The organism is Nocardioides albus (assembly GCF_014648255.1).
Taxonomy (GTDB): Bacteria; Actinomycetota; Actinomycetes; order Propionibacteriales; family Nocardioidaceae; genus Nocardioides; species Nocardioides albus.
Genome location: NZ_BMQT01000010.1, coordinates 30822 through 54102, shown reverse-complemented (window position 1 = coordinate 54102; position 23281 = coordinate 30822). Strand labels below are relative to the sequence as shown.

Annotated in this window: 21 protein-coding genes and 2 tRNA genes; 14 read left to right on the top strand and 9 right to left on the bottom strand. The window is 69.0% G+C overall.

What is annotated here, in order from left to right:
• Window positions 1-88: 88 nt before the first annotated feature.
• The 5 genes from IEY84_RS20395 to IEY84_RS20375 form a co-directional block, all read right to left on the bottom strand.
• Window positions 89-940, bottom strand: coding sequence for a sugar phosphate isomerase/epimerase family protein (locus IEY84_RS20395; RefSeq protein ID WP_229788876.1), 852 nt, complete (start codon window positions 938-940; stop codon window positions 89-91).
• The gene (locus tag IEY84_RS20390; protein WP_183548216.1) at window positions 937-2121 is read right to left on the bottom strand and encodes a dihydrodipicolinate synthase family protein; all 1185 of its coding nucleotides are present in this window, start codon (window positions 2119-2121) and stop codon (window positions 937-939) included. Before IEY84_RS20390 ends, IEY84_RS20395 begins: the two co-directional genes overlap by 4 nt.
• Entirely contained in the window at window positions 2118-3269 is a 1152-nt protein-coding gene (locus IEY84_RS20385; RefSeq protein WP_183548214.1) for a Gfo/Idh/MocA family protein, read from the bottom strand. Before IEY84_RS20385 ends, IEY84_RS20390 begins: the two co-directional genes overlap by 4 nt.
• A gap of 255 nt (window positions 3270-3524) precedes the next feature.
• On the bottom strand, window positions 3525-4559 hold the full coding sequence (locus tag IEY84_RS20380) for a LacI family DNA-binding transcriptional regulator (RefSeq protein ID WP_183548212.1): 1035 nt from the start codon (window positions 4557-4559) through the stop codon (window positions 3525-3527).
• A 75-nt stretch (window positions 4560-4634) separates the two neighbouring features.
• Window positions 4635-5678, bottom strand: a complete 1044-nt coding sequence (locus IEY84_RS20375) for a LacI family DNA-binding transcriptional regulator (protein WP_183548210.1) — start codon at window positions 5676-5678, stop codon at window positions 4635-4637.
• A gap of 137 nt (window positions 5679-5815) precedes the next feature.
• Here IEY84_RS20375 and IEY84_RS20370 point away from each other — a divergent pair, with 137 nt between their 5' ends.
• The 13 genes from IEY84_RS20370 (at window position 5816) to IEY84_RS20310 (ending at window position 20150) form a co-directional block, all read left to right on the top strand.
• Complete coding sequence (locus IEY84_RS20370) at window positions 5816-6151, top strand: L-rhamnose mutarotase (RefSeq protein WP_183548208.1); 336 nt, start codon at window positions 5816-5818, stop codon at window positions 6149-6151.
• A 279-nt stretch (window positions 6152-6430) separates the two neighbouring features.
• On the top strand, window positions 6431-7600 hold the full coding sequence (gene rhaI, locus IEY84_RS20365; protein WP_183548206.1) for an L-rhamnose isomerase: 1170 nt from the start codon (window positions 6431-6433) through the stop codon (window positions 7598-7600).
• A gap of 5 nt (window positions 7601-7605) precedes the next feature.
• The gene (locus tag IEY84_RS20360) at window positions 7606-9636 is read left to right on the top strand and encodes a bifunctional aldolase/short-chain dehydrogenase (RefSeq protein WP_183548204.1); all 2031 of its coding nucleotides are present in this window, start codon (window positions 7606-7608) and stop codon (window positions 9634-9636) included.
• A gap of 130 nt (window positions 9637-9766) precedes the next feature.
• Complete coding sequence (locus IEY84_RS20355; protein WP_229788875.1) at window positions 9767-11236, top strand: rhamnulokinase; 1470 nt, start codon at window positions 9767-9769, stop codon at window positions 11234-11236.
• Window positions 11237-11259: 23 nt separating this feature from the next.
• Window positions 11260-11487, top strand: a complete 228-nt coding sequence (locus tag IEY84_RS20350) for a helix-turn-helix domain-containing protein (RefSeq protein ID WP_183548201.1) — start codon at window positions 11260-11262, stop codon at window positions 11485-11487.
• Window positions 11488-11520: 33 nt separating this feature from the next.
• Window positions 11521-12279, top strand: coding sequence for a (Fe-S)-binding protein (locus tag IEY84_RS20345; RefSeq protein WP_183548199.1), 759 nt, complete (start codon window positions 11521-11523; stop codon window positions 12277-12279).
• Entirely contained in the window at window positions 12276-13736 is a 1461-nt protein-coding gene (locus tag IEY84_RS20340; protein WP_183548197.1) for a lactate utilization protein B, read from the top strand. The genes IEY84_RS20345 and IEY84_RS20340 overlap by 4 nt, the downstream gene beginning before the upstream one ends.
• On the top strand, window positions 13729-14346 hold the full coding sequence (locus IEY84_RS20335; RefSeq protein ID WP_183548195.1) for a LutC/YkgG family protein: 618 nt from the start codon (window positions 13729-13731) through the stop codon (window positions 14344-14346). The genes IEY84_RS20340 and IEY84_RS20335 overlap by 8 nt, the downstream gene beginning before the upstream one ends.
• 154 nt (window positions 14347-14500) lie before the next feature.
• Window positions 14501-15343 carry a hypothetical protein gene (locus IEY84_RS20330; RefSeq protein ID WP_183548193.1) on the top strand — a complete coding sequence of 281 codons (843 nt, stop codon included), beginning with the start codon at window positions 14501-14503 and terminating at the stop codon, window positions 15341-15343.
• Between the two features lie 96 nt (window positions 15344-15439).
• Window positions 15440-15865 carry a ribonuclease domain-containing protein gene (locus IEY84_RS20325; RefSeq protein WP_183548191.1) on the top strand — a complete coding sequence of 142 codons (426 nt, stop codon included), beginning with the start codon at window positions 15440-15442 and terminating at the stop codon, window positions 15863-15865.
• 198 nt (window positions 15866-16063) lie between these two features.
• Window positions 16064-18352, top strand: a complete 2289-nt coding sequence (locus IEY84_RS20320) for a transglycosylase domain-containing protein (RefSeq protein WP_221209069.1) — start codon at window positions 16064-16066, stop codon at window positions 18350-18352.
• 52 nt (window positions 18353-18404) lie between these two features.
• A complete protein-coding gene (locus tag IEY84_RS20315; RefSeq protein ID WP_183548189.1) occupies window positions 18405-19367 on the top strand; it encodes a GNAT family N-acetyltransferase in 963 nt (320 codons plus the stop codon).
• Window positions 19368-19379: 12 nt separating this feature from the next.
• Entirely contained in the window at window positions 19380-20150 is a 771-nt protein-coding gene (locus tag IEY84_RS20310) for an MBL fold metallo-hydrolase (RefSeq protein WP_183548187.1), read from the top strand.
• Window positions 20151-20169: 19 nt separating this feature from the next.
• Here IEY84_RS20310 and IEY84_RS20305 read toward each other — a convergent pair.
• Window positions 20170-20233 (bottom strand) — tRNA-Met (locus IEY84_RS20305).
• Between the two features lie 197 nt (window positions 20234-20430).
• On the opposite strand from IEY84_RS20305, the gene IEY84_RS20300 reads away from it, so the two are divergent.
• Window positions 20431-21375 carry an HNH endonuclease signature motif containing protein gene (locus IEY84_RS20300; RefSeq protein WP_183548185.1) on the top strand — a complete coding sequence of 315 codons (945 nt, stop codon included), beginning with the start codon at window positions 20431-20433 and terminating at the stop codon, window positions 21373-21375.
• A gap of 53 nt (window positions 21376-21428) precedes the next feature.
• Here the strand turns inward: IEY84_RS20300 and IEY84_RS20295 are convergent.
• The 3 genes from IEY84_RS20295 to IEY84_RS20285 all read right to left on the bottom strand — a co-directional run bounded on the left by IEY84_RS20295 (window position 21429) and on the right by IEY84_RS20285 (window position 23131).
• A tRNA-Ile gene (locus IEY84_RS20295) sits at window positions 21429-21502 on the bottom strand.
• Window positions 21503-21521: 19 nt separating this feature from the next.
• Window positions 21522-22928, bottom strand: coding sequence for a tyrosine-type recombinase/integrase (locus IEY84_RS20290; protein ID WP_183548183.1), 1407 nt, complete (start codon window positions 22926-22928; stop codon window positions 21522-21524).
• A complete protein-coding gene (locus IEY84_RS20285) occupies window positions 22925-23131 on the bottom strand; it encodes a helix-turn-helix transcriptional regulator (protein WP_183548181.1) in 207 nt (68 codons plus the stop codon). Before IEY84_RS20285 ends, IEY84_RS20290 begins: the two co-directional genes overlap by 4 nt.
• Between the last annotated feature and the right edge of the window lie 150 nt (window positions 23132-23281).

Below are 23281 nucleotides of genomic sequence, written 5' to 3'. Positions count from 1 at the left end.
GCCTTTTATAACGACCGGATAGTCCTACGAACGACGTGTTACACGAGTTCGCCGCCGAGCTGTGAGAGCAGCTCGGCGGCGTTTTCTCTCACAGATGAGGCAGCACGAGGTCGCGGTAGCGCTGCGACATCGTGGCGAGCACCTCGTCGGGGTCGGCGGCCCAGACCGCCTCGTTGAAGATCTCGACCTCGACATCACCTGCGTACCCGGTCTCGGCGACCATCCGCGTGATCGAGGCGAAGTCGATGACACCGTCGCCCATCATCCCGCGTGCCAGCAGCGCGTCGGCGGGGATCGGCAGGTTGAAGTCGCAGACCTGATACGCCGCGACCCGGCCCTCTGTGCCGGCCCGCTCGATCTGGGCGGCGAGGTCGGGGTCCCAGAAGACGTGGAAGGTGTCCACGACGACCGCGACCGCGTCGACGGGGTGCGGTGCGGCGATGTCGAGCGCCTGGCCGAGGGTCGAGATGACCGCCCGGTCGGCGACGTACATCGGGTGCAGCGCCTCCAGGACCAGCTTCACACCGTGGTCACCGGCGTACGGGGCCAGCTCGGCGAGCCGCTCGGCGACCCGCTCCCGGGCACCGGCCAGGTCGACGTCGCCCTCGGGGAGGCCGCCGACGACCATCACCAGTGCGTCGGTGCCCAGCGTCGCGGCCTCGTCGATCGCCCGCTTGTTGTCCTCGAGCGCTCCGGCGATCCCGGCCTCATCAGATGCGGTCAGGAAGCCGCCACGGCAGAGCGAGGAGACGCGCAGCCCGGCGTCGCGTACGAGCTTGGCGGCCTTCTCCAGCCCGGCCTCGTGCACGCGGTCGCGCCACAGCCCAAGGGCGGGGATGCCGGCTCGGGCTGCTCCGTCGACGGCCTCGGCGAGGGTCCAGGTGCTGGTGGTCTTGGTGTTGAGCGAGAGGCGTTCCAGCCCGGTGATGCCGTCGGTCACTGGTCGACTCCTTGCACGGTGAGGAAGGCGCGCATACGTGCGGCCGCGAGGTCGGGGCTGGTCAGCAGGCCCGCCGCGTCGGCCAGCCGGAACACCTCGGCCAGGTGGGGCACTGAGCGACCGGCGTGCAGGCCGCCGGCCATGGAGAAGCCGGGCTGGTGGCCGCCCAGCCAGGAGAGGAACGCGATCCCGGTCTTGTAGTAGTAGGTCGGCGCCTCGAAGATCTTGCGGCCGAGCGCCTGGGTGCTCTCCAGCAGCTGCTTGGCCGTCTCGGGATCACCGTCGTCGAGCGCCTGCAGTGCGGCCGAGGCCGCCGGGTAGATCGCGGCGAAGATGCCGAGCAGCGCGTGCGAGAACTCGCCCTCCTCGGTCCCCTCGCCGACGATCAGCTCGGGGTAGTTGAAGTCGTCCCCCGTGTAGAGCCGTACGCCGCCGGGCAGCGCCCGGCGCAGCCCGACCTCGTGCTCGGCGTCGAGGAGCGAGACCTTGACCCCGTCGACCCTGCCGGGTCGGGCCCGGATCACGTCGAGGAACGTCTCGGTCGCCTCCTCGACCGAGGAGGAGCCCCAGTAGCCCGCCAGCGCGGGGTCGAACATGTCGCCCAGCCAGTGCAGGATGACCGGGCTCTCGGCCTCGTCGAGGAGGGTCGCGTAGACCTCGGCATAGTCGTCGGCATGCCGGGCGACGCGGGCGAGTGCCCGCGAGGCCATCACGATCGTGGTCGCGCCGGTGTCGGCGACCACCTTCATCTGCTCGCGGTAGGCGTCGATGACGGCGGCCAGGCCGGCCCTACCCTCGGGGACGGCCTCGAGCGTGAGTTGGTCGGTGCCGGCGCCGCAGGCGATCGACCCGCCGACGGTGGCCGCCTCGGCGGCGGAGCGGCGGATCAGCTCGGCCGCGGCGGTCCAGTCGACACCCATGCCGCGCTGCGCGGTGTCCATCGCCTCGGCGACGCCGAGACCGTAGGACCACAGCTCGTGTCGGTAGGCCAGGGTACGGTCCCAGTCGATGTCCGCGGGGGCGCCGGGCACGTTCTCGGCGAGCGTGCGTGGGACGACATGGGCGGCGGCGTAGGCGGTGCGGGAGGTGAAAGGCGCGCTCGGCTTCGTCCACTCCCTGGGGTCCGCGAGCGTGTGGAGCTCGGTGCCGCCGTCGGGGCGGGGGAGGCGTACGGAGGTCACAGCTCGATCTCTCCGAGCTCGATCCGGCGGCCCTCGGTCGAGGAGGTGAGCCCGGCCTCGGCGAGCCTGACGCCACGGGCCCCCGCCATGAAGTCGTAGGGGTGGTCGCCGTCGCCCTCGACGTAGCGGATGAACTGCTCCCACTGGGCCTTGAAGCCGTTGTCGAAGGGCTGGTTGTCGGGCACCTCGTTCCACAGCTCGCGGAACCGGATCGACTCGACCAGGTCGGGGTTCCAGACCGGCTTCGGGGTCAGGTTGCGGTCCTGGGTGACGCAGTGGTGCAGGCCGGCGACGGCGGAGCCGTGGGTGCCGTCGACGTGGAACTCCACGAGCTCGCCACGGTTGACCCGGGTGGCCCACGAGGAGTTGATCTGGGCGACGATCCCGCCCTCGAGCTCGAAGATGCCGTAGGCCGAGTCGTCGGCGGTGGCGGCGTACTTCTGACCGTTCTCGTCCCAGCGCTCGGGGATGTGGGTGACGACCTTGGCGGTGACGGCCTCGACCCTGCCGAAGAGGTTCTCCAGGACGTAGTTCCAGTGGGGGAACATGTCGGTGGCGATGCCGCCGCCGTCCTCCTTGCGGTAGTTCCAGCTCGGCCGCTGGGCGGGCTGCAGGTCGCCCTCGAAGACCCAGTAGCCGAACTCGCCGCGCACGCTGAGGATGCGGCCGAAGAACCCGGACTCGACCAGGCGGCGCAGTTTGAGCAGGCCTGGGAGGTAGAGCTTGTCATGAACGACGCCGCTCTTCACGCCCGCCTCGGCCGCCAGACGCGCTAGGCGCAACGAGCCTTCGACGTCGTCGGCGATCGGCTTCTCGGTGTAGACGTGCTTGCCGGCCGCGACCGCCTTGGTGATGGCGGTCTCGCGGACGCTGGTCAGCTGGGAGTCGAAGTAGACGGTGTCCTCGGCGTTGGCCAATGCCTCGTCGAGGTCGGTGGTCCAACGGTCCAGGCCATGCTCCTTGGCGATGTCCTGGAGCTTCTCGGCATTGCGTCCGACCAGGATCGGGTCGGGCAGGATCCGGGTGCCGTCGGAGAGCTCGACGCCGCCCTGCTCCTGGATCGCCAGGATGCTGCGTACCAGGTGCTGGCGGTAGCCCATGCGTCCGGTGACGCCGTTCATGATGATGCCGAGCCGTCGTGTGGCCATGTGAGGGTTCCTCGTCTGCTGGAATCGCGGGAAAGCGATGGGGGAAAGCGCTTTCCGATACGGTAGGACAGATGTGACGTCGGTCGCAAGAGGGCGTTCCGCCTGGCCGGCCTTCGACCCGGCCGAGTCGGCGCGTTCTGACCACGAATCTGGCCGAGTCGGCACATCCTGACCGAAATATCCGCCGAGCCGGCTCGTTATGACGCGCCGACTCGGCGCGATTTCTCGTCAGTTTGCGCCGACTCGGCGCTGGGGTCAGGAACGCGGGGGAGTGCTCTCCCGCAGCACGACCTCGCCGTGGACGGACCGCTTGCGCAGCTCCGCCGACGGCTTGCCGAGGACGAGCTCGAGGGCGAGCCGGCCGATGTCGGCCAGGGGGAGACGTACGGTGGTCAGCCCCGGGGTCACGTCGCGCAGCGTGGCGATGTCGTCGAAGCCGGCGACGGCCAGCTCGGGCCCCACCTCGATACCTGCCTGCCGGCACGCGGCCAGGGCGCCGAGCGCCATGAGGTCGTTGACCGCGAAGACGCAGTCGACCTCCGCGCCGTTGTTTCGGCCGTTCTCGAGCAGCCGGGTCATCGCCCGGCGTCCGCCGTCCCAGCTGAACTCGTCGGAGACGCACGCCGGCTCCGAGCCGGTCGTCTCCAGCCATCCCTCCGCGAAGCCCGCGTGACGCTCCGCCGAGACCAGCAGATCCTCAGGGCCGGTGAGCACCGCCGCGCGGCGGTAGCCGAGGCCGACCAGCTGCTCGGCCAGCGCCTTGGCGCCGCCGTGGTTGTCGATCACGACGGTGTCGACCGGCAGGCGCGGCTGGCTGATTGCGGCCACCCGGCCGCCGCCGTCCAGGTAGGACGTCAGCAGGTCGGCGACCTCGCTGGTGTGGCGTACGTCGGCCGTGTCGCTTCCCGCCAGCACGATCGCCCGGCTGCGCTGGCGACGCAGCGCGGCCAGGAACTTCTGCTCGCGCTCGGGCTGACCGCCGGTGTTGCACAGCATCACCAGCAGGCCGTGCTTCTCGGCCTCGTCTGCCAGGCCCCCGGCGATGGTCGAGAAGTAGGGGTCGGAGATGTCCTTCACCAAGAGCCCGACCGTCTCGGTCGAGCCGCGCGCCATCGCCTGGGCGTTGGCGTTCGGCGTGTAGCCGAGCTTGCTTGCCGCTGCCAGCACCCGCTCCTGCAGCTCGGGACGCACCACCCGGTCGCTCCCGTTCAGCGCGCGTGACGCGGTCGCCAGCGAGACCCCTGCCTCGCGGGCGACATCGCTCAGCGTCGCTGCACGCTCCCCGGCCAACTGATCCTCCTTCGGCTTCCGCTTCTGGAGCCTAAGGCATCCACTGAAGGCGTACGCCCGCTCCTGCTCCGGCGGTCAGGAGCGGCCCAGTGTGGAGGCGCGGGCGACGAGCTCGGGGGTGAACACGACCTGCTCGTGCTCGTGGGCGGGGTCGCCGACCTCGTCGAGGAGCAGCTCGGCTGCGCGGCGGCCGAGGTCATGGCGGGGCTGGCGTACGGAGGTGAGCGGCACGGCTGCCGCCGCGGCGAACTCGATGTCGTCATAACCGACGATCGCGAGGTCACCGGGCACGGTCCTGCCGCTGGAGATCGTCTGCTGGAGCAGCCCGAGCGCGAGCAGGTCGTTGGCGCAGAACGCGGCCGTGGGGCGACGCCGGGCGGGCAGTCCGACGAGCCGTTCGCCGGCCGCGCGGCCGGCGGCGACGGTCGGGGCATCGCAGGAGAGCGTGATCAGGTCCTCGGGCGGGAGCCCGGCCTCGGCCCAGGCCTGCCGGGCGCCCTCGCCACGGTCGCGGACCTGCCCGATCGACTCCGGCCCGCCGACGTACGCCACCCGACGGTGTCCGACGTCGATGAGATGTTCGACGGCGAGTCGTCCGCCGAGGACGTCGTCGACGGCGACGGAGCAGAAGGATGAGCCCGCACGGGTGCGGTCGACGATGACGACCGGGGTGCCGCGCGCACTCAGCTGGTCGATCTGCGGGTCGTCCGGGTCGACCGGGGTGATCAGGATGCCCTGGACCCGCTGCTGCTGCAGGTGGGCCAGATGCGCGCCCTCGCGTGCCGAGCGGCCGTCGCTGTTGCACAGGAACAGCGAGAGCCCGGCCGCCTCGGCAGCCAGCTCGATGCCACGGGCGACATCGGTGAAGAACGGGTTGCCGGCGTCGAGCATGACGTAGGCCAGCGACTGGGTGCTGCCGGTGCGCAGCGACCGGGCGGACTCGTTGCGTACGAATCCGAGGTCGGCCATCGCCCGCTCCACCCGCTCGCGTGTCGTCCGGCTGACCCGCTCGGGACGGTTGAGGACGTTGGACACGGTGCCGAGGGAGACGCCGGCGGTGGCCGCGACATCCTTGACCGAGGCGCTGCGAGACGAACCCGCAGCCGGGGTGATCGCCACCTTGGCTCCTTCCTGAAACGTTCAATCGCAGCATAGGCCCTTGCCCGCGCTCTGACGAGGAGCCACGGGCACACCGATTGACCGATTTGGGCAGGCTTACTAGCGTCCGTGTCTAAATCGTTTCATCGGAGGTCGTCATGGAGCGCGTCTGCTTCCAGCTGCAGGTCAAGCCCGAGCGCATCGAGGAGTACAAGCAGCGCCATGCCGCCGTCTGGCCCGACATGCTGCGCGCGCTCGCGGAGACCGGGTGGCACAACTATTCGCTCTTCCTGCGGCCCGACGGGCTGCTCATCGGGTACGTCGAGACCCCCTCCATCGAGGCAGCTCAGGCAGCGATGGCAGCGACCGAGGTCAACGCCCGCTGGCAGGCCGAGATGGCGGAGTTCTTCGAGGACCTCGACGGTGTCGCGCCCGACGAGGGCTTCCTTCGCCTAGAGGAGGTCTTCCACCTCGAGGACCAGCTCAACCCCTGACCCCGAGAAGTCAGTTCCTGACGCCGAGAAGTCGGTTTCTGACGTCGAGGGGTCAGTTTCCCGATCTCGAGGCGTCAATTCCCGTACGCAGAACGGGCCTGCGGCCACGAACTGACTCCTCGCCGTCAGAAACCGACTTCTCGCGGCCAAGAACTGACGCTTCGCGGAGAGGGCTGAAACGCACCGAAACCTCGCCATCCTCTTGACGCACGTGATGTGCGCCACTAACGTCGGATCCGCGCTTTGAAACCTTTCAACCGCAGATAGAGAGGCTCACCGATGACGACGTTCGACCAGATCTCGGGCGACCTGGCCGCCCTCGAGATCGAGGTCCCCTCCTGGGCCTACGGAAACTCGGGGACGCGGTTCAAGGTCTTCGGCACCCCCGGCACCCCGCGGACCCCTGAGGAGAAGGTCGCCGACGCGGCCACCGTGCACCGTTTCACCGGCCTGGCGCCGAGCGTGGCGCTGCACATCCCGTGGGACAAGGTCGATGACTACGCGGCTCTGCGAAGTTTCGCCGAGGACCAGGGGATCGCGCTCGGCACGATCAACTCCAACACCTTCCAGGACGACGACTACAAGCTCGGCGCGCTCACCCACACCGACGTGAAGATCCGGCAGAAGGCGATCGACCACCACTTCGAGTGCATCGAGGTGATGAACGCGACCGGCTCGCGCGACCTGAAGATCTGGCTCGCCGAGGGGTCCAACTACCCCGGCCAGGCCGACATGCGCGGCCGCCAGGACCGGCTCGCCGAGTCGCTCGCGACCATCTACGAGCGCCTCGGTGAGGAGCAGCGTCTCGTGCTCGAGTACAAGTTCTTCGAGCCGGCGTTCTACCACACCGACGTCCCCGACTGGGGTACGTCCTTCGCCCAGGTCAGCGCGCTCGGCGAGCGTGCCGTCGTGTGCCTCGACACCGGCCACCACGCGCCCGGCACCAACATCGAGTTCATCGTGATGCAGCTGCTGCGGTTGGGGCGGCTCGGCTCGTTCGACTTCAACAGCCGCTTCTACGCCGACGACGACCTGATCGTCGGTGCGGCCGACCCGTTCCAGCTCTTCCGGATCCTGGTCGAGGTGGTCCGCGGCGGCGGCTTCAAACCGGTGAAGGATGCTGGTGTCGCCTTCATGCTCGACCAGTGCCACAACATCGAGAAGAAGATCCCGGGCCAGATCCGGTCGGTGCTGAACGTCCAGGAGATGTCCGCACGGGCGCTCCTCCTCGACACCGATGCTCTCGCCGTGGCGCAGGAGGACGGCGACGTACTCCTGGCCAACGAGATCTTCATGGACGCCTTCTACACCGACGTACGCGCCGACCTCGGCGGGTGGCGTGAGGACCGTGGCCTGCCCGCGGACCCGATGCGCGCCTACCTCGCCAGCGGCTACCAGGAACAGATCGAAGCCGCCCGTGTAGGCGGCACCCAGGCCGGATGGAACTGACGACGATGACCACTGCAGAAGACCTGATCGCGCGCTCGAACCGACTCGGCGCGGATCCGAAGAACACCAACTACGCCGGCGGCAACACCTCCGCCAAGGGCACCGCGACAGACCCGGTGACGGGCCAGGACGTCGAGCTGCTCTGGGTGAAGGGCTCCGGCGGTGACCTCGGCACCCTCAAGGAGAGCGGCCTCGCCGTGCTCCGGCTCGACCGGATGCGCGCGCTCGTCGACGTCTACCCGGGCGTCGAGCGCGAGGACGAGATGGTCGCCGCGTTCGACTACTGCCTGCACGGCAAGGTCGGCGCGGCGCCGTCGATCGACACCGCGATGCACGGCCTGGTGGACGCCAAGCACGTCGACCACCTCCACCCCGACTCCGGCATCGCGATCGCGACCGCCGCCGACGGCGAGAACCTCACCAAGGAGATCTTCGGCGACCAGGTCGTGTGGGTGCCGTGGCGCCGCCCCGGCTTCCAGCTCGGTCTCGACATCGCCGAGATCAAGGCGAAGACCCCACAGGCGGTCGGCTGCGTCCTGGGCGGTCACGGCATCACCGCGTGGGGCGACACCTCCGAGGAGGCCGAGAAGAACTCGCTCTGGATCATCGACACCGCCGCCGCCTACATCGAGGAGCACAGCAAGGCCGAGCCGTTCGGTCCCGCGCTCGAAGGTTACGCGGCGCTGCCGGAGGAAGATCGGCGTACGAAGGCGGCTGCTCTGGCCCCCACGATCCGCGGCATCGCCTCGGCGGACCAGCCGATGGTCGGCCACTTCAACGACTCCGAGGTGGTCCTCGACTTCCTCGCCCACGAGGCCCACCCGCGCCTGGCCGAGCTCGGCACCTCGTGCCCCGACCACTTCCTGCGCACCAAGGTCAAGCCGCTGGTCCTCGACCTCCCGGCGGATGCCTCCGTTGAGGACAGCATCACCCGCCTCAAGGAGCTCGCGGTCAGCTACCGCGAGGACTACCAGAACTACTACGACCGGCACGCCGACCAGAACAGCCCCGCGATCCGCGGCAAGGACCCGCTCATCGTCCTGGTCCCCGGCGTCGGCATGTTCTCCTTCGGCCGCAACAAGCAGACGGCAAGAGTCGCGGGGGAGTTCTATGTCAACGCGATCAACGTGATGCGCGGTGCCGAGGGGCTCTCGACGTACGCCCCGATCGACGAGTCGGAGAAGTTCCGGATCGAGTACTGGGCGCTGGAGGAGGCCAAGCTCCAGCGGATGCCGGCGCCCAAGCCGCTCGCGACCAGGGTCGCCCTGGTCACCGGCGCGGCCTCCGGCATCGGCAAGGCCACCGCGAAGCGGCTCGCCGCCGAGGGTGCCTGCGTCGTCATCGCTGACCTCGACCTCGCCAAGGCGCAGGCCGCGGCGGCAGAGATCGGCAACAGCGACGTCGCCGTCGGCCTCGCCGCCGACGTCTCCGACGAAGCCGCCGTACAGGCGATGTTCGACGCCGCGGTGCTCGCCTTCGGCGGTGTCGACCTCGTCGTCAACAACGCCGGCCTGTCGCTGTCGAAGTCGCTGCTGGAGACCACCGAGCGCGACTGGGACCTCCAGCACGACGTGATGGCCAAGGGCTCGTTCCTGGTCTCCAAGGCTGCAGCGTCGGTGCTGATCGAGCAGGAGATGGGCGGCGACATCGTCTACATCTCCTCGAAGAACTCGCTTTTCGCCGGACCGAACAACGTCGCGTACGGCGCGGCCAAGGCCGATCAGGCCCACCAGGTCCGGCTGCTGGCGGCCGAGCTCGGCGAGCACGGCATCAAGGTCAACGGCATCAACCCCGACGGCGTGGTCCAGGGCTCCGGCATCTTCGCCGGCGGCTGGGGCGCCAAGCGCGCCGAGGTCTACGGGGTCAAGGAGGAGGAGCTCGGCAAGTTCTACGCCCAGCGCACCCTGCTCAAGCGCGAGGTGCTCCCGGAGAACATCGCCAACGCCGTCTTCGTGCTCTGCGGCCCGGACCTGTCCCACACCACCGGTCTGCACGTGCCCGTCGACGCCGGCGTCGCGGCCGCGTTCTTGCGATGAGTCGGTCGCGCATGCTCATCAAGGTATGCAACCGACCTGACGCTCCCCTGGCGGACTTCCGCGTGGGGAGCGCCGGTTGGTCTGCATACCTTGACGTACCGACCCTCCCCCCGACCCACAGGAGCCACCCGTGACCGTACGCGTCGCAGCGGTCGACCTGGGCGCCACCTCCGGCCGGGTCATGTCCGGCCGGATCGGTGGCGACCGGGTCGAGATCGATGAGCTGCATCGCTTCCCCAACGGGGCGGTCCGTGTCCGCGGATCGCTCTTCTGGGACGTGCTCGGCATCCATCGCGAGGTGCTCACCGGCATCCGCGAGGTGGCCCGGACCGGACCGCTGCACGGCATCGGCATCGACTCCTGGGCCATCGACCACGGGCTGCTGGACCACGACGGCCAGCTCCTCGGCCAGGTCTTCAGCCACCGCGACGCCCGCGTCGAGGGGATCGCCGAGAAGGTCGTCGCCCAGATCGGCGCGGCCACGCTCTACGGCACCACCGGCATCCAGCAGCTCCCTTTCAACACGATCTACCAGCTGGTGGCGGCTCGCGGCACCACCGCCTTCGACTCCGCCGAGACGATGCTGCTACTGCCCGACCTGCTCGGCTACTGGCTCACCGGTGCGATCGGCGCGGAGCGCACCAACGCCTCGACCACCCAGCTCTACGACGTACGTCAGGGTGCCTGGGCGGTCGACCTGTGCCGGGAGCTCGGGATTCCCGAAGGGGTCCTCCCGCCCCTTCGGGACCCGGGCTCTCTCCTCGGCACCCTGCTGCCCGATGTCGCCGAGGAGCTGGGTGTCACCACGGACGTACCCGTGGTCGCAGTGGGCTCGCACGACACCGCCTCGGCGGTCGTCGGCGTCCCCGCGGCCACGAACGAGTTCGCCTACATCTCCTCGGGCACCTGGTCGCTGGTCGGCCTCGAGCTCGACCAGCCGGTGCTGACCGAGGAGGCTCGGCTCGCCGACTTCACCAACGAGGTCGGCGTCGACGGGACCATCCGCTTCCTCAAGAACGTGATGGGCCTGTGGGTCCTGTCGGAGTCGCTGCGCTCGTGGAGCGAGCGGCGCTACCAGGGCGCCGAGCTTCGCTCGCTGCTCGCGGCCGCGGCGGAGCTCGAGCCGCTGCGTACGGTGGTCGACATCAACGACCCGCGGCTGCTCTTCCCGAGCACGTCGGCCGATCCGATGCCGGAGCGGATCGCCGCGCTGGCATCGGAGTCCGGCGAGGCGATCCCGCACTCGCCGGCCGCGATCAGCCGCTGCATCCTCGACAGCCTCGCTGTCGCCTACCGACGCCACGTACGCACCGCCGCCGACCTCGCGGGCACCTCGCCCGAGGTCGTCCACGTCGTCGGCGGTGGCTCTCAGAACGAGCTGCTCTGCCAGCTCACCGCGGACGCCTGCGGCCTGCCGGTTCTCGCCGGTCCGGTCGAGGCGGCCGCACTCGGAAACGTCCTGGTCCAAGGCAGGGCTCTCGGGGCCGACCTGCCCGACCTCCCCGCGATGCGGGACCTGGTCCGCCGCTCCTACGACGTACGCCGCTTCGAGCCGCGCGACGGCCTCGACTGGGCCGCCGCAGAGGTCCGGATTCCATGACCATGCTGAGACAGGAGTGAACCGTGGCGGCCTCGGGCGGCGTACGACCTTCCTCTTCGACCGACCTTCCCGCGGACGAGGTGGAGGTGCTGGCGTTGTTCGCCCAGGGCTACACGATCGAGCGGATCGCGCGGGCGCTGGGCATCTCCCAGCGCACCGTGCGGCGCCGCCTCCGGGCGGCCGCGGATGCGCTGGGAGCGGGGACGAGCGTGGAAGCGGTCGTTCGGGCCGTACGTACCGGACTGATCTGATTTGATGGCGATACAGAAGAAGGAGGCTGCCGGATGCGAGTCGCACTGATGATCACCTGCATCAACGACGCGCTCTACCCGAGCACCGGGAAGGCCGTCGTACGCCTCCTGCGCCGGCTCGGCGTCGAGGTGGACTTCCCGCAGGCGCAGACGTGCTGCGGGCAGCCGATGGTCAACACCGGCTATCTCGACGAGGCGGTCCCGGTGGTGCGTACGTTCGTGGACGCCTTCGCCGGCTACGACGCCGTCGTCACCCCGTCGGGCTCGTGCGCGGGCTCGGCCCGGCACCAGCACTCGATCGTGGCCCGCCGCTCCGGCGACGAGGCCCTGGAGAGGGCGGTCGCGGAGGTCGCACCGACGGTCTACGAGCTCTCCGAGTTCCTCGTCGACGTGCTCGGTGTGACGGACGTCGGCGCCTACTACCCGCACCGGGTGACCTACCACCCGACGTGCCACTCGCTGCGGATGCTGGGCGTGGGGGACCGGCCGCGACGGCTGCTGGAAGCGGTGCGGGGGATCCGGCTGGTCGACCTGCCCGGCGCCGACCAGTGCTGCGGCTTCGGCGGCACCTTCGCGGTCAAGAACGCCGACACCTCGATCGCGATGGGCGCCGACAAGGCCCGCCACATCCGCGAGACCGGCGCCGAGATCGTGGTCGCCGGCGACAACTCCTGCCTGACCCACATCGGCGGCCTGCTCTCCCGGCAGCGCTCGGGCATACGCACCGTTCATCTCGCCGAGATCCTCGCCTCGACCGAGCAGAGCGCCGTCGAGGAGGTGTTGACCCGATGAGCGGGACCTTCGTCGGGATGCCGGCCTTCCCGGAGGCCGCGCGCGAGGCCCTCGCCGACTCCCAGCTGCGTCACAACCTCGCCCACGCGACCGGCACCATCCGCGCCAAGCGGGCCAAGGTCGTCGCCGAGGTGGAGGACTGGGAGGAGCTGCGCCTGGTCGGTGCCGCGGTCAAGGAGCGCGCGCTGCTCGACCTCGAGACCCAGCTCGTACGCCTCGAGGAGACCCTCACCGCCAACGGCGCGACCGTCCACTGGGCCCGTGACGCTACCGAGGCCAACGCGATCGTCGCCTCGATCGCCAAGGCCCACGAGGCGCAGGAGGTCGTGAAGGTCAAGTCGATGGTGACCCAGGAGATCGGCCTCAACGAGGCGCTGGCCGAGGAGGGCATCGCGGCCTGGGAGACCGACCTGGCCGAGCTGATCGTGCAGCTCGGCGACGACCTGCCGTCGCACATTCTCGTGCCCGCGATCCACCGCAACCGGGCCGAGATCCGCGAGATCTTCCGGTCGAAGATGGGAGCGGCGGGCCGTCCGGCGCCCGCGGACCTGACCGACGAGCCGGCCGTCCTCGCCGCCGCTGCGCGGGAGCACCTGCGCGAGAAGTTCCTGCGCGCCAAGGTCGGGGTCTCGGGTGCCAACTTCGCGATCGCCGAGACCGGCACCTTGGTCGTGGTCGAGTCCGAGGGCAACGGCCGGATGTGTCTGACCCTGCCCGAGGTGCTGGTCTCGGTGGTCGGCATCGAGAAGGTCGTCTCGCGCTGGGAGGACCTCGGCCCGATGCTCAGGCTCCTGCCGAGATCCTCGACCGGCGAGCGGATGAACCCCTACACGTCGACCTGGAGCGGGGTGACCCCCGGTGACGGCCCGCAGGAGGTGCACGTGGTGCTGCTCGACAACGGCCGCACCCGCGCCCTGGCCGACGAGGTCGGCCGGCAGGCGCTGCGCTGCATCCGCTGCTCGGCCTGCCTCAACGTCTGCCCGGTCTACGAGCGCACCGGCGGCCATGCGTACGGCTCGGTCTACCCGGGCCCCATCGGCGCCATCCTCAACCCGCTCCTGAAGGGCGTCGGACACGACGATCAGATCGACTCGCTGCCCTACGCCTCCTCGTTGTGCGGCGCCTGCTTCGAGGTCTGCCCGGTACGCATCGACATCCCCTCCGTCCTGGTTGACCAGCGCGCCCAAGTCGTCGACGCCCACCGAGGTGGGGTGCCGAAGCCGGAGGCGGCGGCGATGAAGGGTGCGGCGTACGTCCTGGGGCGATCGCGCCGCCTCTCGGCCCTCGAGCGCTTCACCGGTCTCGGCATGCGCTTCGCGCGCCGCTTCGGGCCCGCCGCCTGGATCGGCGCGCGCGACCTGCCCGACGCGCCGGCGGAGAGCTTCCGCGCCTGGTGGCTGCGCACGAACGGCGGCCGCAACGACGGCGGCCGAAAGGGAGATGGCACCGATGACTGACGCACGCACCGAGATCCTCGCCCGAGTTCGTGAGGCACTGGCCGGCTCGACGGTCGAGCTCCCCGAGACGTCCGCTCCGCGGGACCTCGCGCCCGTCGCCACCCCCGAGGTCGTCGAACTCTTCGCCGAGCGCGTGGCCGACTACCGCGCCGTGGTCGAGCGCTGCGGAACCGAGGAACTCGAGGAGCGCATCGCTGCCGCGCTGCCCGCCGGCGAGGTGGTCGTACCGCCGGGCCTGTCGATCGGGGTTGCCGGTGCGATCGTCGACAATGGCGCCCTCACCGCCGCGGAGCTGGACCAGATCGCCGCGGTCGTCACCGAGGCCCGGGTCGGCATCGCCGAGACGGGCACGATCGTCCTCGACCACACCCCCGACCAGGGCCGCCGCGCGATCTCGCTGGTCCCGGACACCCACATCTGCATCATTCGCGAGGACCAACTGGTCGCCGACGTACCTGACGCCATCGCCCTCCTCGACCCCGCCCGCCCCCAGACCTGGATCAGCGGCCCATCAGCGACCAGCGATATCGAGCTGGACCGCGTAGAAGGCGTCCACGGCCCCCGCACCCTCCACGTCCTGATCACCCCACCCCGAAAAGTCACTTCCTGACCCCGAGAAGTCAGTTCTCGACGTCGAGAGGTCGGTTCCTGTGCGCAATCACGACCCGCGCCAGAAATCGACGCCTCGCGCTCGAGAATCGACTCTTCGGCGCCAGAAACTGACTTCTCGGCGGGGCCCGGGCTTCATCCGCTAGCCTGCCGCAGTGCGCCGAATCGTCGTGCTCGCCGCGGGTCTCCTGATCGGGTCGACCCTGGCTGCCTGCGGCGCGGGCGAGCCACAGCAGACCGCCTGGCCTGACGGGCTGACCGCGTACGTCGACCAGACCCGGCTGCAGCGCAACACCGGTGAGGCGTTCGTACGCCTCGTCAACGCCAGCAGCCCGATCGAGGTCTCCCAGCTCGAGGTGAGCAGCGACCGGTTCCGAGCCCGCTGGTCGGGCTCGGAACCGGTCGACGCGGAGATGGACTTCGACTTCGCCATGCCCCGCGGAAAGTGCGGCGAGGGCGGCGACGCCGAGCTGACCATCACCTGGCGCTCGACCGGCGAGCAGGCGGGGGAGTGGCGCACCAGCACAGGGACGGCCGAGGACAGGTACGCCAACATCGACCGCCTCCTCGACCGCGGCTGCGCCGAGCGCACCCTCACCGAGGCCGCCGAGATCACCGCCGGCGAGCCGCGGGTCGAGGGCGAGGGCAAGCAGAGCGTCTTCGTCCTCCCGGTCACCTTCGCCCCCACCGGTGCCCTCCCGGACGTCACCTTCGACGGCTGGGAGGGCACGGTGCTCTTCCAGCTCGCTCCCGGGACGCCCACCTGGCCCGGTGCGATCCCGCACCCGATGACCGGCGAGCCGACCACGCTGGAGCTGCGGGTCCTGCCCGCCCGGTGCGACCCGCACGCCCTGGCCGACGACAAGGTCGGCAGCCTCTTCCGGGTCCATGTCGGTGGTCCCGGTCTGCCCGACGATGCCGCGTACTTCCTGCCCCTCAGCAAGGCGCAGAAGGCCGCCCTCTACGACTTCCTGCCCCGCCACTGCGGCTGGGGGTGAGTCAAGAGTTCACCGGTTCGTGACCTCCGGAGCCCCCATCCGGCCGGCCTAGGTAGCAGAATTACGGCCGTCCGTAACGCACACTCAGGAGGATTCATGTCCGGGAAGAACCGCTCCGTGCTCACGATGATCAAGCTGCTCCTCGCAGGTCTCGTCGCCACCACCAGCCTGCTCGGGGGAAGCGTCGCGCTCGCCCCCGCCGCCCAGGCCGACTGGATCGAGAGCTGCACCCACAAGGGCTGCGCCGAGGCCCTCGAGTCCAACGAGGTCTGGGCCTCGATGGGCTACCCGTCCAACCGCGGCTGGCACGACTGGGCGCCGACCGGGACGTGCAACTTCTCCGGCGGCACCTACAACAACTACGAGGGCGAGCTGCCCTCGGGCCACTCCTACCTCGAGTTCGACGTGACCCCGCGTGAATGCGGCGCGCAGCGCCAGTCCTACCGGCTCGTGGTAGACACCACAACGGGTGATGTCTACTTCACGCCCGACCACTACAGCACCTTCTACGCCCTGGTCTGAGCGCGCCGGCAAACGGGCCTCTGACCTGGGATGACGCGGAATCGCCGACCCAGGTCAGAGGCCCGTTCGTATGCTTGCTGTCGCCTGCGACTCCGCTGAGACCCCGCTGAGACGTCACCAACACGGGTCCGAGGATCGCGAAGAGCCTGGGTGCCCGCCGTACTCTAGGGACGTTTGTGACCGCGGGGAGGGAACATCTTGAGCTGGCAGAGCAATCCGCCTTATACACCCAGTCCGACGCCGAAGAAGAAGCGGGGGCGGAAGGTCTTGAAGACCTTCTTCGTCGTGATCCTGGTCGGTGCGTTGATCGGCACCCTGGGTGTGATCGTGGCCTACAACGCCATCCAGATCCCCGACGCCAACGCGGCCTACGAGAAGGAGACCTCCTTCGTCTACTACCGCGGCGGCAAGGACGAGCTCGGCCGCTACGTCGCCGACTCGCAGGATCGCGACTCGCTGCCCTATGAGGAGATCCCGCAGCTGATGCGGGACGCCGCCGTCGCCGCCGAGGACCGCACGTTCTGGGAGAACAGCGGCATCGACGTCAAGGGCATCATGCGCGCGGTGGTCAACAACAACACCGGCGGTGCCCAGTCGGGCGCCTCGACGATCACCCAGCAGTACGTCAAGAACCTCTACCTCACCCAGGAGCGCACCTACACCCGCAAGGTGAAGGAGGCGATCATCTCGTTGAAGATCAACCGGCAGAGGTCCAAGGAGGACATCCTCGCCGGCTATCTCAACACCATCTACTTCGGCCGCGGCGCCTACGGCGTCGAGGCCGCCTCGAACGCCTACTTCGGCAAGCCGGCCGCGGAGATCGACCTCCGCGAGGCCGCCGCGCTGGCCGCGATCCTCAACGACCCCAACGACCTGGACCCGACCAACGGCGAGGAGGCGGTCGAGGAGCTGGAGGGCCGCTACCGCTACGTGATCAACTCGATGGTCAAGATGGACATGATCGACCCCGCTGAGGGCGAGAAGGCCAAGGAGTCGCTGCCGAAGTTCAAGAAGCCGCGCTCCGACAGCCGCTACGGCGGCCAGAAGGGCCACGCCCTCAAGATGGTCCGCGACGAGCTCCTCCGGCTCAAGGACGAGCAAGGCAACCCGCTGGTGACCGAGGACGAGATCAACGGCGGCGGGCTGCGGATCACCACCACGCTGACCAAGAAGACGATGAAGACCGCCCAGGAGGCGGTCGAGGACGTACGCCCCGAGGACAAGAAGGCCTACGACCCCGGCAACGAGAAGGACGAGCTCCACGTCGGCGCGGCCACGGTCGATGTGAAGACCGGCGCGCTGCGTGGCTTCTACGGCGGCCAGGACTACCTCGACTCGCAGATCAACTGGGCCTCGACCGGTGCGATGGCCGGCTCGACGATGAAGGCCTTCACGATGGCCGCGGCGCTGAAGTCGGGCTACGCGCTCAAGGACTCCTGGAACGGCAACTCGCCGATGGAGTTTCCGGGCGTGAGCGTGCGCAACTCCGGCCAGAGCGCCGCCGACCCCTACGGCCACAGCTACGGCTCCAGCGTCAGCGGCCTCCAGGCGATGGAGGACTCGATCAACACCGCCTTCGTCGACATGTCCGACTCGCTGCCGAACGGGAGCAAGGACGTCTACGACATGGCGCTCGCCGCGGGCCTCCCGCCGAAGGAAGCCGACGCGAAGCACCCCGGGATCGGGATGACGACCCGCGACTTCGATTCCGACGATTTCCTGCTGACTCTCGGCAGGAACCGGACCAGTCCGATCAACATGGCCAACGCCTATGCCACCATCGCCAACGGCGGTATGCACAACGACGTCCACGTCGTCTCTAAGGTGGTCGACGCCGACGGCACTGTCGTCTACGAGCGGGACGACAAGGGCAGCGGCCGCCGCGCGATGGACGAGGACGTCGCCGCCGACACGTCCTACTCTCTGCAGCAGGTCGTCTCCAGCGGCACCGGCCAGGCCGCCAGCTCCGTAGTCCAGCCGGCCGCCGGCAAGACCGGCACCGCGACCAACGACAAGGACAAGGTCTCCTCGGCCTGGTTCGTCGGCTACACGCCCCAGCTGGCGACCGCGGTCGCCTACACCCGAGGCGACGGCGACGACGCCCTCGACGGCTGGCTCGACACGTTCTTCGGCGCCGACTACCCGGCCGACACCTGGGTGGCGATCATGGGCCCGCTGACCGACGAGCTCGACCTCGAGGAGTTCCCGCAGCCGGCCTGGATGGACGGCGATGCGCCTGAGTCGGGCCATGCGCCCTACGTACCCCCGGCCGAGCCGGACCCGGTCGAGGAGCCCAAGCCGACGAAGAAGCCGTCCCCGTCCCGGGAGCCGGTGCCGACTCCGACGCCGACGCCCACGCCCACCCCGACCCCGACTCCGACGCAGCCCGATCCGCCCGACCCGGACCTGCCGACGACCGGTCCGTCCGAGCCGGAGGAGACCGACGACGGGCCTCCGAACCCGCCAGGTCCGCGCGGGAACGGCTGACGGTAGGGGACCTCATTTCCCGCCGTGTTGCCCGACACGGTTAGATAGTGCCGTGTCTGTGATCGCCCCCGTTGACGTCCACGATGACACCGCTCTGAAGGCTTGGTACGCCGTGGAGGCGGCATCGATGGCCTTCGATCGACCCTACGCGTCGCACCGCACCTTCGAGGCGCTGGCCAATTCGGTGCGCGTGCCGCACGACCACGGCCGCCGCGTACTCCTCGCTGCGAAGGAGCAGGGCGAGACGATCGGCATCGCCGAGCTCGATCTCCCCGAGGAGGAGCGCAGCCACGTCGTCGAGCTGGGCATCCACGTCCTCCCCGTGCATCGATGGCGCGGGGTCGGCACCGAGCTGTGGCGAGCCGCCGACGACGTACGCCGCACCAGCGGCCGCACCCTGACGACCGCCGAGGTCACCATCCCCCCGAAGTCGTCCCTGGCCTTCGCCCGAGCGCTGGGCTTCAAGTCCGTACGCCGCGAGGATCACCTAGCCGCCGATCTCCCGCTGCCCCACAAGCCCTTCAACGTGCTCGGCTACGAGATCCTGATGTGGGAGGACCGCACCCCCGAGGACCTGCTCGCCCAGTTCGTCGGCCTGCGCAACCAGATGGGCAAGGAGATGCCCGGCAAGTCGGAGGACGACGTGGTCGCCCACACCGCCGACCGCATCCGCTCGGCGGAGAAGAGCACCGCCCGCTCCTACGACCGCATCACCGCCGCCGCCCGCGAGATCCTCACCGGCGAGCTGGTCGGCTACTCGGTCATCTTCCTGGCCCACGGCAGCGTCGAGGCCATCCAGGACGACACCTTCGTCAAGACCGCCCACCGCGGCCACAAGCTGGGCCTGGCCCTCAAGGTCGCCACTCTCGCCGCCGTCCAGCGCGACCACCCCGAGCGCACCAGCATCCACACCTGGACCGACCCGTCCAACGACGTGATGCAGCGCATCAACAAGCAGTTCGGGTTCCGCAAGATCGAGCTCATGCACGAGGTCCAGCGCACCGATCGCTGGTAGTAGCCTCGCGCCGTGCGTGACGAGCAGCTTCGCCTGACGGTCCTCGGATCCGCGACGCCCTACCCGAGCGTGGACAACCCGTGCTCGGGCTATCTGGTCTCGAGCGGAAGCTCGCGGATCTGGATGGATGCCGGCAGCGGTACGCTCGGCCCGCTCCAGCAGCACACCAGACTCGACACGCTCGACGCGATCTGGATCTCCCACCTGCACGCCGACCACAGCGCCGACCTGCTCACCGCCTACTACGGCGCCCTGTACGCAGACATCAGCCTGGCCGCTCCCATCCCTCTCTTCGGGCCACCCGGGATCGCCGACCGCTTGGCCGCGTTCCTCACCAACTCATCGGCCCGAAGCCCGATCGAGTCCGCCTTCGCGGTGACCGAGCTGAGTGACGGGCACCAGGTCGACGTCGGCTCCCTCCGTCTGACCACCAGGGCAGTGGTCCACGACATCCCGGCCTTCGCCGTACGCATCGAGGCAACCGGCCGCTCGTTGGTCTACTCAGGCGACACGGCGCCCTGCCCGACCCTCACCGAGCTGGCCGAGGGCTGCGACGTACTGCTCTGCGAGGCCGAGAGCACGCAGGTGTCTGACCAAGGCGACCAGGTGCACCACACCCCCGAAGACGCAGGCGACACGGCAACCGCGGCCCGGGCCGGCCGCCTGATCCTCACCCACGTCGGCCGATCCCTGACTCCGCCGGAGGCGGTGACCCGCGCTGCGACCAGGTTCGACGGCCCCATCGCCCACGCCGACCCCGGCACCACCTTCACTATCGGATGACGCCGGGCCGTTCTCGTAGGCCGTGCGGGGCTCGAACCCGCGACCCAAGGATTATGAGTCCTCCGGTTGCATCGCCCTGACCTGCGGGTATGGCGCTCCGCCTGCGAAGCCAAACGCAATTCGTACGTGACGGTGCTGCCGTGAAGCTTTCGACAGCCCCGGTCCGTGCGTGCTGGACCTCCGATGCGGGGACTGATTTCGTCTCCAGTGTCGGTGGGGCCCGCTAAGTTCGCCGTTGTGAGCACACCGAGTTGGGCTGATGAGGGTGGGTGTCCCTGCAATGGGTGAGCGTCGTCCGAATGCTACGGCCGAGGCGTTTCTGTTCGCGGTGTCCACGCGATGCGCGTACCCGAGCTGCCGGGTTCCCACGGTCAGTTTGACCGTCGATAAAAAGGCGAACAAGAACGTACAGGCTGCGCACATCGTGCCTGTGTCCCCGTCGATGCCACGATGGCGAGAAATGGACGCAGCAGCTCGCGACAACTACCCGAATCTTGTCCTGCTGTGTACGGCGCACCATCAGATGGTGGACAAGGGCCCCCGCGCTCGCGAGTTCACTGAAGCCATGCTGCTGGCCTGGAAGAAGGAGGCCGAGCACGAGCTGCGGGAAAAGTTCGACGGGATCGACCGCTACACCTACGAGGACGTTCAGGGAATGATCGCCCTGGCCACTGCCGAGGGCACGGAAGCGATCATGTCGGGTATTGGCGAGTTGGGATCCAAGGTCGATTCGGCGACAGCGGAGGTCCTGACGGTGCTGTACGCGCAGTTCACCGACAAGCGCCGTGATTACGAGGTCGCCGCGATGCTGAACGTTGCCAGCGAGCGGCTCGCCTCGGGAGGTTTCGCTGACACCGTGGAGGTCCTCGACCAGGCCTCGTATCGCCTAGCGAATCTAGAAGATCACGTCACGGTCTTCGATGTCGCAGTCAGTGGGCTCGAACGGTTCAGACTCGACGACTTCGCGACCGCCGTAGATCGGGCGGGCTCCGCTGCTCGCGCGATCGAGGCAGGTAGTGGCAACGCCAGCTCTATGTCGCACGTGAACGCACCGCAGGTTCAAGCTACTCCCCATCCATACAGCGACCGCTGGCAGTACGCCGTGGCGAGCACCACGAAGCCGCGTATCGACAGGATGCACCTCTTCTTACTGGGCGTACTGCTCGGCGTTGTCCTGTCGGTGGCCGTGGCCTGGGCCGTCGTCCGGATCACCCAAGCGCCGTAGCGCCGAGCGCGGTGCCCGACTAACAGTGCGGGAACCGCGCTCGCTCGGCGCGGTAGGCCGTGCGGGACTTGAACCCGCGACTGGAGAATTATGAGTTCCCTGCTCTAACCAACTGAGCTAACGGCCCGGGCAGATCCTAGCGGGCGCTACGCGGCCTCGTCGTCATCGGCCAAGGCCTGCTCGATCCGCTTGCGCGCGGCCTCCTCCTGACCGTCGACGGCGTGGGCATAGACCGTTAGGAGAACCGACACACTGTGGCCCGCCCACTTGGCCACGAGTGGCGGTGGGGTGCCCGCCGCGAGCCAGGTCGACACAGCTGCGTGCCGGAGGTCATACGCCCGGCGAGCCAGCGGGGACTGCTGCTCGTCCTCGGTGAACGCTTCCACGCGTGCGTTCTTCATCACGCGGCCGACAGCAGAGAGCGGGACGGGTCGCGAGAGCGACTTGGGAAGTGTGTGACCCCACTTGCCCACACGCGTAACGAACAGTCGGCCGTCCGGGCCGGTCTCGTAGGTATCCAAATGCCGGCGCAGCAGCTCCACCAGCGGAGGAGGAAGCGGAACCGGCCGGGTGGATTTGCGGGCGCGGTGCTTCAGGCCGCGCTCCTCGCCGAGCTCGCCGTCGTCGGTCCAATCCTTCCCGGGGTCTTGGTACGAGCCCGCGAGCAGTGCTTCGCCCCAGCCGGTCTCCGGGAGCGTGAGGTCTTGGCGACGTAGGTCGCGCACCTCAGCCGGTCGCATCGCGCCGTAGTAGATGCATGCGATGAACGCCTCGAGCTCGGGCTCGGACGCTCGGACTGCCGCGAGGAGCCGCTTCGCCTGGCGGTGGTTGACGACCACACGCGTGTCGAGCTCCTCGACGTCGCGGGCGCGCTTGACCTTGACTCGCTGGAGCGGGTTGGAGTCGAGATGTCCGAGCTCCACCGCGTATCCGATGGCACTGGACAGCGCGGCGCGCTTGCGGTTGGTGGTCTTGGCGGCCGCCGGTCGACCGTCGAGCTTGAGCGAGATCGCCAGCAGCACTTGGCGAGTCGTCGCTGTGTCGGCGAGGTCCTCGACGAGCCGGACACGCTTGGAGATCCAGGCGATCGCGTCCTGAAACTCCTCGGGCGGCTCGGGGTTCGTGGCGCGGGCTCGCGTGTTGAACGCCCACGTCCTCAGCGCCTTCCGTAGGACGGCCTCGTTCGGTGGTGTTTCGTCGTCCTTCACCATCGCCAAAGTGATGGTGACCAGGCCATCAGCCGTGCTCTTGCGGTGGTTCGGCGAGAAGTCCGGCCACTTGATGTCGATGTAGCCCATCGCGAAGGTCAGCCAGTCTGGGCTCGCTGCTCGCGGCATCATCGACTGGGGCAGCCCAGACGCGATGTCGAACGCCTCGCCCTTCCGGGCGGCCGAGATCAGGTCGGACCGGAACGACTCCGCGAGCCGCTTGGTGGTGAAGGTCCGAGGGAATGGCGTGTTCCTCCCGACAACCCAGCGGACGCGGTAGGTCGTGCCCCGCTTGCCGGTGAGGGTCTCGATGTTCCAGATCCGTACGTCGTAGCTCGTGCTCATGATGCTTCGTCCTCGAGCTTGGCCAACCAGTTGTCGAGCTCGACGCGGCGAACGCGGATCTCGCCGCCGGGGAGCTTGATGCAGCGGGGGCCGACGCCCTTCGCGCGCCAGTTGTAGAAGGTCGCTCGAGTGATCCCGAGCTCGTTGCAGAAGTCGCGCACCGTCAGGTGCGCTGCGGTGCTCTGAGAGCGGTGCCGAGACATGTGCTTGGTGCTCCTTAATGGTGGTGATGCGGATCGGCTGGACCAGTGGTGTGTAGGCGGAGGGCGTGAGGGAACCCGGTAAGCCGGAAACCCGGTGAATCGTGCTCTGACCTGGGGCGAGAGGCTCCGGGTTTGTGGCGGCCGAGCGGA

Bases quoted from the DNA above. Each gene is read 5' to 3' on its own strand.
- rhaI (WP_183548206.1), top strand. From the start codon at position 6,431: ATGACGACGTTCGACCAGATCTCGGGCGACCTGGCCGCCCTCGAGATC.
- IEY84_RS20335 (WP_183548195.1), top strand. From the start codon at position 13,729: ATGACTGACGCACGCACCGAGATCCTCGCCCGAGTTCGTGAGGCACTG.
- IEY84_RS20385 (WP_183548214.1), bottom strand. From the start codon at position 3,269: ATGGCCACACGACGGCTCGGCATCATCATGAACGGCGTCACCGGACGC.
- IEY84_RS20360 (WP_183548204.1), top strand. From the start codon at position 7,606: ATGACCACTGCAGAAGACCTGATCGCGCGCTCGAACCGACTCGGCGCG.
- IEY84_RS20370 (WP_183548208.1), top strand. From the start codon at position 5,816: ATGGAGCGCGTCTGCTTCCAGCTGCAGGTCAAGCCCGAGCGCATCGAG.
- IEY84_RS20290 (WP_183548183.1), bottom strand. From the start codon at position 22,928: ATGAGCACGAGCTACGACGTACGGATCTGGAACATCGAGACCCTCACC.
- IEY84_RS20340 (WP_183548197.1), top strand. From the start codon at position 12,276: ATGAGCGGGACCTTCGTCGGGATGCCGGCCTTCCCGGAGGCCGCGCGC.
- IEY84_RS20285 (WP_183548181.1), bottom strand. From the start codon at position 23,131: ATGTCTCGGCACCGCTCTCAGAGCACCGCAGCGCACCTGACGGTGCGC.
- IEY84_RS20325 (WP_183548191.1), top strand. From the start codon at position 15,440: ATGTCCGGGAAGAACCGCTCCGTGCTCACGATGATCAAGCTGCTCCTC.
- IEY84_RS20345 (WP_183548199.1), top strand. From the start codon at position 11,521: ATGCGAGTCGCACTGATGATCACCTGCATCAACGACGCGCTCTACCCG.
- IEY84_RS20300 (WP_183548185.1), top strand. From the start codon at position 20,431: ATGGGTGAGCGTCGTCCGAATGCTACGGCCGAGGCGTTTCTGTTCGCG.